Below are 11,757 nucleotides of genomic sequence, written 5' to 3' on the forward strand. Positions count from 1 at the left end.
GTCACCGTCGCCGGCGGCAAGGGCACGATCACGCTTCCGGCGCGCTCGGCCACGACCCTGGTCGTCGACCAGCAGGGCCTGTCGGCGACCTACTTCGACAACGCCGACCTGACCGCGCCCAAGCTCACCCGGATCGACCCCGGCGTGAACTTCGACTGGGGCGCGAACGCCCCCGACCCGGCCGTGTCCGCCGACACGTTCAGCGTGCGCTGGACCGGAAAGGTGATCGCCGACCGCGCGGAGACGTACACGTTCATCACCACGAGCGACGACGGCGTCCGGCTCTGGGTGGACGGAACGCTCGTCGTGGACGACTGGACGGACCACTCCAAGCGCGACGACAGCGGCCAGATCGCGCTGACCGCCGGAGCGCACGACATCAAGATGGAGTTCTACGACAGCGGCTACGACGCCATCGCCCAGCTCCACTGGTCCAGCCCCACCATCACGCGCCAGACCATCCCGGCGGAGAAGCTGCTCGCGAGCTGACCCCCGTCCGCGGCGGCCGGGAACGTCCTTCCCGGCCGCGCCACGGCGGTGCGGCGGTCAGGCGTAGTGACGGTAGACGGCCTGGGCGACGCAGGCGGGCTTGGCCGAGCCGTCGATCTCGACGGTGAAGTCGCACAGCATCTGGACGCCGTCGCCGGGAACGTCCTCGACCGAGACGACCTTGGCGGCCAGCCGGATCTTGCCGCCGGCCTTGACCGGGCTGGGGAAGCGGACCTTGTTGAGGCCGTAGTTGATGCTCATCGTCACGCCCTGGATGTCGAGCAGCTCGTTGAACAGGGGGATGACGAGCGAGAGGGTCAGGTAGCCGTGCGCGATGGTGCCGCCGAACGGGCCGGCCCCGGCTCGTTGAGGGTCGACGTGGATCCACTGGTGGTCGCCGGTGGCGGTGGCGAAGGCGTCGATCCGCTCCTGGGTGATCTGCAGCCAGGAGCCGGCGCCGAGGTCCTGCCCGGCGAGCGTCTTGATCTCCTCCAGGCCGTGCACGGTGATGGTCATGCCGGGTTCTTCCCTTCGTCGGGGCCTTCAGGGCCTTCAGGGCCTTCAGGGGCGAGGCCGAGCAGGCGGGCGGCGTTGCCTTTGAGGATCTTGGGGCGGACCTCGGGCTTGATGTCGAGCTTCGCGAAGTCGGCCAGCCACCGGTCAGGCGTGATCACCGGGTAGTCGGAGCCGAACAGCATCTTGTCCTTGAGCAGGGTGTTTGCGTAGCGGACGAGCTGGGGCGGGAAGTACTTCGGCGACCAGCCCGACAGGTCGATGTGGACGTGCGGCTTGTGGGTGGCCACGGCCAGGGCCTCGTCCTGCCAGGGGAAGGACGGATGGGCCAGGATGATCTTCAGGTGGGGGAAGTCCACGGCAACGTCGTCGACGAGCATCGGGTTGGAGTGCTTCAGGCGGATGCCGCCCCCGCCGGGCACGCCCGCGCCGATGCCGGTCTGGCCGGTGTGGAAGAGCGCGATCGCGCCGAGATCCTCGATCGTCTCGTACAGCGGGTAGGCCATGGGGTCGTTGGGGGCGAAGCCCTGGATGCTGGGGTGGAACTTGAAGCCGCGCACGCCGTGATCGGTGACCAGCCGGAGGGCCTCGCGGACGCCCGCGCGGCCCTTGTGCGGATCGACGCTGGCGAACGGGATGAGCACGCCGGCATGCGCGGCGCAGCTCTCGGCGATCTCCTCGTTGGAGATGCGCGGGTGGCCGGTGGCGTGCTCGGCGTCCACGGTGAACACCACGGCGGCCATCTTCCGCTCCCGGTAGTAGGCGGCCATCTGATCGATGCTCGGCCGCTCGTGAGAGCCGAAGTACTTCTCCGAGGCGCCGAACAGCGCCGGGCTCAGCGAGCCGTGGCCGTCCTTGGAGACCTCCACGTGGGTGTGCACGTCGATCGCGACCGACTCGTCGAAGGCGTCGGAGGACAGGTCCATGGATGGCCCCCTGCGTAGTGGACGATAGGCCGAAAGTAGGCACTTCCGTGACTGTCGTCAATCTAGTGCCGAGCTTTGTCCGAGACCGTGACATGATCCGGCCGCGTCCCCTGCGCTCCGGCGGGGTCAACTCACGTGCCGGGTGACCGCCGGCGTTCGCACCTCGGTGGCGCTCTGGTGTCACCCGTCCTCGCTCGGGTCTGCCGCCGAAACCGCTCGCAAGATTCCTCGGTCTTGCACCAGGCTGAAGCTGCTGCGACCGCGATTGCCGGGGCGATCTCAGCCCGGTGCCAGTGGCAGGCGCAGGACGAATTTGGCGCCTTGTGGTGAGTCCTCTACGCTCAAGGTTCCTTGATGTGCTTGAGCGACGGCGCGCGAGATGGCAAGGCCGAGACCACTACCTTGCGGATCACGCTGGCGCCCGTCCGCCAAGCGGACGAAGGGCGCAAAGACTCGCTCGCGGTCCGCCGGATGGATGCCGGCGCCGTCATCAAGCACACTGACCGTCGCCTGTCCGCCTAGGCGCGTCACGCTGACGTCAACACACGTCCGGGCGTGACGCTGGGCGTTGAGAAGAAGGTTCAGCAGCACCTCGGTGAGTTGGACGGGGTTACCGCGCACCTCCACGCTTTCTTCGGCGTGGATTCGGATCGGCACCTTCGTGTCCCGTCGTGCGACTTCCTCCCGTACCAGAGCGGTGAGATCTACCTGCTCGGGCCTGTGTGGGGAGGTGCGCACGCGGGTCAGCGCCAGCATCTCATCGATGATCAACTGGCAACGCTCCAGCGTGGACAGCGCACCCTCGACTGCGATTCGCGGGTCCACGTCGGAATACAGCAATGCCTCTTCCAACTGGGTGCGCAGCCCCGTCATCGGGGTGCGCAGCTCGTGTGACACCATCGAGGCGAAGTGGCGCTGATGGTCGACCGCTTCCTGCAACCGCGACAGCGTTTCGTTGGCGGTGCGGGCCAACCGCGCGATCGCGTCCCGCCCGGGCGGTTCAGGGACGCGCAAGCTCAAGTCGGTCACGGTGACCTGTGCGACCCGCCTCCGTATCGCCTCAACCGGGCGCAACGCCTGCCGTACCAGTATCCAGGTCGCCCCAGCGAGAAATACGCTCACGACCAGGGCGCCGGTGCCGAGAAGAAGCTCCAGGGTATGCGTGGCCAGGATCGCGGGTTGCCGGCGACCGGCGTAGACGATGTGGGATTCGCCACCCCACAACAGCTGCTCCTCTTGCGGCGAGGGTCTGACGGCGGTGAACATCACGCACTGCGCAGCCGTACATTCCGTGCGGTGCTCAATGCGGTCATCAGATGGGGGCCAGTACTCGCTCAGTGCCGGGCGTCCCGCAGCGGCTCTACTGGCGGACACGACCTGTCCGGATGAGTTGACGAGTTGGAGCAGGTTGACGTCCGAGGTGGTTACCGGAGGGGGAGGCCGTGCCTGGTTCATCGCTCCGATCCAGTCAACGGCCGCGCGCTCGGTATTTTCGAAGATACGCTGCTCGGCTTCTATGCGAATCGCAAGATCCGCGGCAATTCCGACCGCGCTGAGAGCTATCAGCGACAGTAGTCCCGCTGCCAATGTGAGGATCGCGTGGACAGAAAGCCGGCTGGGAAGCGACACTCTTTACCTTTCTGGTGTGCTGCTTGCCTCGCAAGAGACGCCAGACACGTTCAGCTCTCGTCGTTGCCGCCCTTCTTGCTGTCGGCGCGCAGATCCGGCATGTGGCAGCCGACGGTTACGGAGACGTGCCAGGCTTCGCGCCGCTGGAAGTTGCCCTGCCCATGGGCATGAAAGGCGGCCTTGCGTGCTCACCGATATCAGTTCCCTCGCTGGTCACGAAGGCCGACTCTGCGTACGGTCAAAGTTCTTTGATGTTTTGGCTGGAGAGGTTCGACCCGACCAGCCTCACGCCGCTTCCCCACCCCGCCGAACGGCTGACGGTCACCGAGCGCGCACTGATCTCTCCGATGTCGAGCCGCGTATGCGCCGGACGGGACCTCTCCCGATGGGACGGCGACCAGGACCGGACCGCCTTCCCGCTGGAATTCGCGACGACAGTGGCTCGGCCTGCCGTACTCGGGCCGGTCCGTCGTTCCCGCGGATCAGGGCGACAGCACGCTCCGCGTCTCGATGAGGCTGAGGGCGATGGAGGCCAGGCTCGCCGTTCACGATGACGAGACGTCGGTGCCCGTCTCATGGCGCACCGACCAGCTCCGGCGTGCGTTCAGCGTGGCGGGCTCGAAGCCGGCCAGCTTCTTGTAGCGCAGGGCGATCTCCTCGCGCTCGGCCAGCGGCATGATGTCCTCGATGTCGGCGAAACCCCGCGGGGCGCGCTGGTGGGCCAGTTTCAGGATGACCTCGGCTCCGTCCTTGCGGTTGGCCAGCACGATGTTGTTCGTGACGGGCCGGCGCTCGCCTTCGTAGAACTGCAGGCCCTGGCCGGTCGCCAACGCGTAGGCCAGGACACGGGCGTCGATGATGGCCTGGGTGCCGCCGTTGGAGCCGGTGGGATACATCGGGTGCGCGGCGTCGCCCATCAGCGTCACCGTCTTCGTCGACCAGCGCGGTAACGGGTCCCGGTCCACCAACGGATACTCGTACGCCATCTCCGCGGCCGCGATGAGCCCGGGGATGTCGAGCTCGTCGCAGCGCCAGTCCTTGACGTGGGGGAGGACCTTCTCCACGCTCACGGGCCGGTTCCAGTCGCCTCGTGGCGTGGTTTCGGGGGCCCGGTGCTGGATGGCCCAGTTGATCAGCTGGTTGCCGTCGTCGTCCGGCGGCGCGATGGGGTAGATGACGATCTTCTTCAGGCCGTCACCGGCCATGATCATGGATTTCCCGGTCATGAACGGCGTGCCGTACGTGGTGCCGCGCCACAGCACGTCGCCGCTCCATAACGGCTCACCCTCGTCGGGGAACAGGGCCTGTCTGACGCCGGAGCGTATGCCGTCGGCGCCGATGAGCAGGTCCGCGTCGTGGTCGAGCCCGGCGATGGGCGACCCCGTCACCACCGCCTCGGCGCCGAGGCGCTCCCGGACCGCCTCCAGGAGCATGAACTGCAGGCGGCCCCGGTGTATCGAGTATTGGGGCCACTTGTAGCCGGCCTGCAGCCCGCGCGGTTCGGTCCAGATGCGGTGCCCGTAGCGGTTGACGAAGGTCAGGTCCGCGGTTTCGACGCCGATCTTCGCCAGGCGGTCGCCCAGGCCGAGTTCGATGAGTTCACGTACGGCGTGCGGCAGGATGTTGATGCCCACGCCCAGCGGCTGGATCTCGTCGACCGCCTCGTGGATGACCAGATCGGTGATTCCTGCGGCGTGCAGGCTCAGGGCCGCGGTCAGCCCGGAGATGCCTGCGCCGGCGATGACCACACGCATGGGGCGACCTGCTCGTACAGGGTCTGTCCTCATGAGGTACCTCCCGGCAGAAGCGGCGAGGAGACGTCGGACTTCTTCTTCAGGTAGTCGAACTCGCGCCGGGGCGTACGTCAATCAGTGTCCACTTAAGGCCAGGTGCTCAGAGCGTGTTTGAGAAGATTGTGGATTTTCGGCGTGGGAATGCGACGCACCAGTCACACGGGTCACAGCAGGAAGATCTGCGCTGAGTGTTGAAATCGCCCTGACTGCCCCTTGGCGCTATCGGCAGGCTTGGCGGGCAGGCAGCCGGAGAGGGGGGTTCCTGCGATGCCTATCTACAACAGCACCAATGTTCCGGAGAAGGTGGGACGGGACGAACTAGACAAGGAGCTGGCCGACTGGTTGCCCCGTGGGCCAATTCTCGGAGCTGACGAACGGATTGCCGATGCTCGGCGTTCGCATCGCGTGCTCGCCGAGGGACCCTGGCCGACGATCGGGTCGGTGGAGACTCTCCTTCTCCCGGGCCCGCATGGGTCTGTTCCAGTACGGGTGCACACGCCGAGCACGGGTAGTGGGCCGTACGGAGCGCTCGTCTACCTGCACGGCGGTGGATGGACCGTGGGTACCTTGGACGAGTTCGAGATCCCCATGCGGATCTTCGCGGAGCGGGCCGGCATCAAGACGTACGCCATCGATTACCAACTCGCCCCGGAGGCCAAGTTTCCCGTCCAGCTCGACGAATGCGGCTTCGTCATCAGCTGGCTATTCGCACACGCGGCCGACCAGGAGGTTGATCCGGAGAGAATCGCTGTCGGCGGGGACTCCGCCGGTGGCAACATGACCTGCGCTCTCACGCTGAAGTTTCGTGACGAGGGCGGACCGCGTCTGGCCCTCCAGCTTCCGCTCTATCCGGAGACGGCGCTGCCGTTCGACACCGACTCCGGCAGTGAGAACCGTGTCGGCTTCTACCTGGAGACCTACGGCGTCCTGCTATTCGCCTGGAACTACGTTCCCCACCACGAGGATGCTCGCCAACCCCTGATTTCGCCGCTCAACGCCTCCTCACACGACGATCTGCCGCCCGCGGTCCTGGTCACCAACGGCTACGACCCGCTGCGCGATGTCGGCCATGCATACGCGCGCAAACTCGCCAGCGCCAGAAACGACCTGACCTACATCCACCACACGGACCTGACTCACGGCTTCATCCAGTTCACCCGCCACTCGAAGCGCTGCCTGGAGGCCACCCACCAGATCGCCGACGTGCTGAAGGAGAAGATCGGCGGCTGAGGTTACCCACAGGTCGTCTCCGAGGCGATCATCCCCTTGGCCGCGATCGTCCGAATGGCCCGCCAGACTAACCAAGATCATCGATCTCAAACACCTTCTCAGACGTTGCGAAGGACCGAGACCACGATGCCCAGGACCACGGCGCCGTCGCCGTCGATGATGTCGTAGGCGGGATTGCGCGGTTCAAGATGGACATGCCCGTTGCGTCGGCGGTACACCTTGACGGTTGCCTCACCGTCGATCATCGCGGCGACGATCTGGCCCGAGTACGCCTCGGGCTGCTGCCGTACCACGACGATGTCGCCGTCGCAGATCGCCGCGTCGATCATCGAATCGCCTCGCACCCGGAGACCGAACACGTTGCCACGCCCAGTGAGGACGCGGGGCAGGGGCAGTATGTCGTCCACGTGCTCATCGGCCGGGATGGGGCTGCCCGCGGCGATGTCTCCGACCACGGGCACGCTCACCAAGTCGCCGACCGGTTCCGGCGCCGAAGCCCGCAGGAACACACGCACGTCGATCGGCCGGGTCATCGTCGTGCCCCGGCGAAGGAACCCCTTCTCCTCCAGGCTCTTCAAGTGCTTCGACACCGACGAGGACGACCGCAGCCCGACCGCGTGGCCGATCTCGCGTGTGCTCGGCGGATACCCGTATCTGACCACCCAGTCCCGGATCGTGGCCAGGATCCGCTGCTGGCGCTGCGGCAGTGCCGAGAAGTCCAGGTACTCGAACGTGTCAAGATCGTCGTAGGTGGTCACGTGCGACATGCTAAAGGCCGGCACGAAGACCGGCGAGCACCAGACGTACATGCTGGACGCGGCCGTGCAACTTCGGTCAGGGAGCGACGACCGCTATTTGGTCGACGTAGTCCTCCGTGAGCCAGAGATTGTCGTCGGGGCCATCCGTGATGTCGAACGCCCCCGAGAAACTGGTGGGCAGTGAGTACTCATTGATCGTCCCGGACGTGGTGATGCTGCCGACCTTGTCGCCGATTTGCTCGACGAACCACAGGTTGCCGTCGGGACCGACCGTGATGCCCCATGGGAAGCCGTTGCTGTCCGCAAGCGGGTATTCGGTGAAGGCGCCCGCGGTGGTGACGGAGCTCACCTTTCCGTTGGCGTCGGTGTACCAGAGGTTGCCGTCCGGGCCCGTGGTGATTCCGACAGGGATGGCGCCGGAGGACGGGATGGTGAATTCGGTGATCGTGCCGCCGGTGGTGATCCGGCCGATCTTGCCCGTCATCGACTCCGTGAACCACAGGTTGTCGTCCGGTCCCGTGGTGATGCGCATCGGGTAGGCGTCGCTGGTCGGCAGGCTGTATTCGGTGATGGTCCCGCTGGTGGTGATCCGGCCGATCTTGTTGCCGAGCTGCTCGACGAACCACAAGGCGTTGTCCGGGCCTTTGGTGATCCCCCACGGGTAGGCGTCGCTGTTCGGCAGGGTGTATTCGGTGATGGTCCCGCTGGTGGTGATCCGGCCGATCTTGTTGCCGACCGCCTCGGTGAACCACAGGGTGTCGTCCGGGCCGGCGGCGATGTGACCCGGCTGGGAATCGCTGGTGGGGATGGAGTATTCGGTGAACAGCCCCCCGGTGGTGACGCGTCCGATCTTGTTGGCGGTGTTCTCGGTGAACCACAGCGCGTTGTCCGGCCCCCTCCTGATGCCGACGGGACTCGCATGACTGCTCGGCACCGAAAGTTCGCTTATCGTCGCCCGCTGGGCCCGCGCCGCGAGCCTGGCAGGGGAGACGCGCCGGGGCGGTGCCGGGCGGTGGCACCGTATATGCCGGTGCTCGGGCATCCGCTTGAGTTTGAGACAGAGTTTCACCCAAGGGCGTTGGGGTGACGGGTTGAGTTCCACGCCGGCGGACGCGGACACGGGCGAGAGCGTGCTTGCCGCCAGAGCCACAGCCAGGGTCACGAGCGGGTATTTCAGACGTCGAGAACGCATGACATCCTCTCCAGAGGAAGAACGAAAGGGCTGCTGGACCCCGCGAAATGCCGGTCCGCCACCGGCGCGAGCTCTTGAAGCCCGATCTGGCCGCAGTCGCTCCGGCGCCCCCAATATCACGCACGGTCACCGCCCGGCTCCTGCCATCCGCGTTCGTGGCTGGTCATGGAAATGCCAAGCTCATCGGCGGGCCGGCTGACCCTCGCCGCGCGCCGTACACGAGGTGTCTTTCAAAGGGAGCGCCCGCAGCGCCGCCACAGGCTCGGTGGAACGCATGGCCGCTTGCCTCGGACACCGTCCAAGCGCGACTCTTACATTGAGCGGGGTCATCGCTTCGGGGGAGGTTGCGATGAGCACGTACGGCACGACCATCACTCCTGTGGCGCGTTCCATGAGCCGGACGCTGACGGTGGGCGTGGAGGAGGAGTTCCTGCTGCTCGACCATGCCGAGGGCCGCCCGGCCCTCACAGCCCCGGCGGTCCTGGCGCTGCTCGAGGGCGACCCGCACGTCAAAGCCGAGGCCATGCGCTATCAGCTCGAGACGGTCACCGGCGTGTGCACGGACCTGGCGCAGGTGGCAGAGGAGCTGTCCCGCCACCGGATGCTCGCCTCACGCGCGTCAGAGGAACTGGGCTGCCACCTGGTCGCCTGCGGCATCGCCCCTCGGCACGTGCCCGGCCTGTCCGCCCTCACGGCCGACGCCCGCTATCAGGAACTGGCGGCCCGCCACGGCTCTCTGGTCGCGGGCTCTTGCACCTGCGGCTGCCACGTGCACGTCGGCGTCCCTTCCCGCGAGCTGGGCGTGCAGGTCCTCACCCGGCTCCGGCCCTACCTGGCCACGCTCCTGGCGCTCAGCGCCAACTCTCCCATCGCCGGCGGTGGGGACACAGGCTGGGCCAGTCGCCGCTACCGGCGGTGGAGCCGCTGGCCGACGGCGGCGCCTCCCCGCGCGTGGCGATCGGCGGCCGACTACGACGCCGCCGTGTGTCACCTGATCCGCTGCGGCCATGCCATGGACGAGCGGAGCGTGTACTTCCACGCCCGCCTGTCGCCGCGCTACCCGACGGTGGAACTTCGCGTCATGGACACATGCCTCTCGGTCGAGGACGCCCTCCTGATGGCAGCCATGGCGCGGGCACTCGTCGCCCTGGCCATCGCCGACGTGACACGCGATGTGCCCATCAAGGCGCTGAGCGACAGGCAGATCGTCGCCGAGTTGAACGCCGCCGCCCGCCACGGCCTGGACGCCCTCGCCGTCGATCCGTACACGTCCCAGGTCATGCCGCACCGCGACCTACTGAAGATCCTCCTGCCGCGCCTGCCCGAACCCGAACCGATCGCCCTGCTGATCCACAGGCTCGCCATCCGCGGAACAGGCGCGGCCAGGCAGCGAACGATGTGGTCCCAGGCCGGCACACTGCCCCAGTTCGCCCATCTGGTCGCCGACGCGACACTCCGCTGAAACCCGACGGCCGTCCCGGCCTCATGCTCGACCTGCACACCTCCTGCTCGGCAGGAGGGGCGATGCCCGGACCGGCCAAGCCGCGCCGGCGAAGGTCTTTGGTCCTGGTCATGAGGGTCGTACGGCCCTGCCCCGGTACGGTGACCACCCCCAGTCTGGAAGGAAGTGAAAAAGTCCAGTCCTTGGAAGAGCGTTGGAGTCCGGACATGAAACGGTCGAGAGTTGCGGGTATCGCGGCCAGCGCGGTGCTGGCGACCGTGGCGGTGACCGGTATCTCCGTCGCAGTCAACGACATGGCCCAGCAGGTGACAGAGATCACGTCCGGGCAGCAGGGCGCCGCACCGGCCGGGTGGAGCATGACGGGACCCTATGGGTCGACGCGCAGCGTGAACGTGAGCGACGAGGCCGACTACCTAACCCGCATGGTGGCCTACCATCAGGAAGCAGTGGCGGCGGCCCGGCACCTGCAACGCTCGGACCGGCCCCAGATGCGCGCGCTGGGCGCCTCGATCGCGAAGACGCAAAGCGCTGAGGCCGCCACGATGAAGGCCTGGCTGGGCAAGTGGTATCCGGGGCGTTACGGGGCGGAGACCGGCTACCAGACGATGATGCGCGAGCTGTCCCGGCTGTCGGGCGACGCCCTGGATGAGGCGTTCCTGCGCGACATGATCGGCCATCACATGGTGGCGGTCATGATGTCGCAGCAGCTGCTGAGCCCCGGGCGGGCCCAGCACGGCGAGGTCGCCGCGTTCGCCGCCAAGGTGCGCGATGACCGGCATGCCGAGATCTCCCAGATGCAGCGGTATCTGGCCGACTGGTTCGGCGGCTGGAGCATGCCGTGCGGGGGCCGGTCGGCCGGCTCATCACCGGCGCCCTCGCAGGGCACGCGGTCACGCGGGCCGGGCACGACGGGTCGGTGAGCGTCCGCACCGACGCAAGTCGCGCAGGTTGCCCGGGTTGGCCGCGCCGGGATCCACGCCACGTCACTCGCGACGCTCGTCCCGCAACCGCGCAGCCAGCGCCGCGGCCTGGGTGCGGCGCTGCATGTTGAGCTTGGCGAGCAGGTTGGACACGTAGTTCTTGACCGTTTTCTCGGCCAGGAACATCCGTTCGCCGATCTGCCGGTTGGTCAGCCCCTCGCCGATCAGGTCGAGGATGTGGCGTTCCTGCTGCGACAGCGCGGCGAGGGGGTCCTTCCTGGCGGCCTGGTCGCGTAGGCGCTGCAGCATGGTGGCGGTGGTCTGCGGGTCGAGCAGCGACTGTCCCGAGGCCACGGTGCGGACGGCGCCGACGAGGTCGGAGCCGTGGATCTGTTTGAGCACGTAGCCGGAGGCGCCGGCCATCACCGCGTCGAACAGTGCGTCGTCATCGGCGAACGAGGTCAGCATCAGGCACGCCAGTCCCGGCACCCGGGAGCGCACCTCCCGGCACACGTCGACACCGCTGCCGTCCGGCAACCGCACGTCCAGCACCGCCACGTCGGGCTTCAGCGCGGGAATGCGGGCGATGGCCGACTCGGCCGTCCCGGCCTCGCCGATGACCTCGATGTCGTCCTCGGACTCCAGCATCGCCGCGACCCCCCGCCGTACGACCTCGTGATCGTCGACGAGGAACACACGAATCATGTTCACGACGCTATACGACCACCAGCGGGACCGGAAGGACGTCCTGCGTTGCGGGCCGTACGGCACTGCCGGGAAGAGGGCGCGGACGGTGTGCTTGGTGTGTGCAAAGGACGACGAATCCCCGCTGAAAGGGGGCCGCC

At 67.3% G+C, this 11,757-nt stretch carries 11 protein-coding genes; 4 read left to right on the plus strand and 7 right to left on the minus strand.

The window, feature by feature from the left end; all coding sequences use genetic code 11:
* A partial coding sequence (locus tag AB0J09_RS39335; protein ID WP_360702576.1) for a PA14 domain-containing protein occupies positions 1-489 on the plus strand: 489 nt, incomplete at its 5' end.
* Between the two features lie 57 nt (positions 490-546).
* Here the strand turns inward: AB0J09_RS39335 and AB0J09_RS39340 are convergent.
* From AB0J09_RS39340 to AB0J09_RS39355, 4 genes are all read right to left on the minus strand, one after another.
* Entirely contained in the window at positions 547-1,005 is a 459-nt protein-coding gene (locus AB0J09_RS39340) for a MaoC family dehydratase (protein ID WP_360702579.1), read from the minus strand.
* Positions 1,002-1,928 (minus strand): amidohydrolase family protein, encoded by a 927-nt coding sequence (locus AB0J09_RS39345; RefSeq protein ID WP_360702582.1) that lies wholly within the window; start codon positions 1,926-1,928, stop codon positions 1,002-1,004. The genes AB0J09_RS39340 and AB0J09_RS39345 overlap by 4 nt, the downstream gene beginning before the upstream one ends.
* 279 nt (positions 1,929-2,207) lie before the next feature.
* Complete coding sequence (locus AB0J09_RS39350; RefSeq protein WP_360702585.1) at positions 2,208-3,557, minus strand: HAMP domain-containing sensor histidine kinase; 1,350 nt, start codon at positions 3,555-3,557, stop codon at positions 2,208-2,210.
* A gap of 545 nt (positions 3,558-4,102) precedes the next feature.
* The gene (locus tag AB0J09_RS39355) at positions 4,103-5,311 is read right to left on the minus strand and encodes a flavin-dependent oxidoreductase (RefSeq protein ID WP_360702588.1); all 1,209 of its coding nucleotides are present in this window, start codon (positions 5,309-5,311) and stop codon (positions 4,103-4,105) included.
* 306 nt (positions 5,312-5,617) lie between these two features.
* Here AB0J09_RS39355 and AB0J09_RS39360 point away from each other — a divergent pair, with 306 nt between their 5' ends.
* Positions 5,618-6,580 carry an alpha/beta hydrolase gene (locus AB0J09_RS39360; RefSeq protein WP_360702605.1) on the plus strand — a complete coding sequence of 321 codons (963 nt, stop codon included), beginning with the start codon at positions 5,618-5,620 and terminating at the stop codon, positions 6,578-6,580.
* Between the two features lie 98 nt (positions 6,581-6,678).
* Here the strand turns inward: AB0J09_RS39360 and lexA are convergent, their stop codons facing one another.
* Both lexA and AB0J09_RS39370 read right to left on the minus strand, forming a co-directional pair.
* Positions 6,679-7,347: a transcriptional repressor LexA gene (gene lexA, locus AB0J09_RS39365; RefSeq protein ID WP_360702591.1), complete on the minus strand. Its 669-nt coding sequence runs from the start codon at positions 7,345-7,347 to the stop codon at positions 6,679-6,681.
* Positions 7,348-7,414: 67 nt separating this feature from the next.
* Positions 7,415-8,272: a virginiamycin B lyase gene (locus tag AB0J09_RS39370; RefSeq protein WP_360702593.1), complete on the minus strand. Its 858-nt coding sequence runs from the start codon at positions 8,270-8,272 to the stop codon at positions 7,415-7,417.
* Positions 8,273-8,879: 607 nt separating this feature from the next.
* On the opposite strand from AB0J09_RS39370, the gene AB0J09_RS39375 reads away from it, so the two are divergent.
* Positions 8,880-9,992, plus strand: a complete 1,113-nt coding sequence (locus AB0J09_RS39375; RefSeq protein ID WP_360702596.1) for a YbdK family carboxylate-amine ligase — start codon at positions 8,880-8,882, stop codon at positions 9,990-9,992.
* Between the two features lie 206 nt (positions 9,993-10,198).
* Positions 10,199-10,912, plus strand: a complete 714-nt coding sequence (locus AB0J09_RS39380) for a DUF305 domain-containing protein (protein WP_360702599.1) — start codon at positions 10,199-10,201, stop codon at positions 10,910-10,912.
* A 63-nt stretch (positions 10,913-10,975) separates the two neighbouring features.
* On the opposite strand, the gene AB0J09_RS39385 is transcribed toward AB0J09_RS39380, so the two are convergent.
* Positions 10,976-11,617, minus strand: a complete 642-nt coding sequence (locus AB0J09_RS39385; RefSeq protein ID WP_360702602.1) for a response regulator transcription factor — start codon at positions 11,615-11,617, stop codon at positions 10,976-10,978.
* Between the last annotated feature and the right edge of the window lie 140 nt (positions 11,618-11,757).

Source organism: Nonomuraea sp. NPDC049784, assembly GCF_040659615.1.
Classification (GTDB): domain Bacteria; phylum Actinomycetota; class Actinomycetes; order Streptosporangiales; family Streptosporangiaceae; genus Nonomuraea.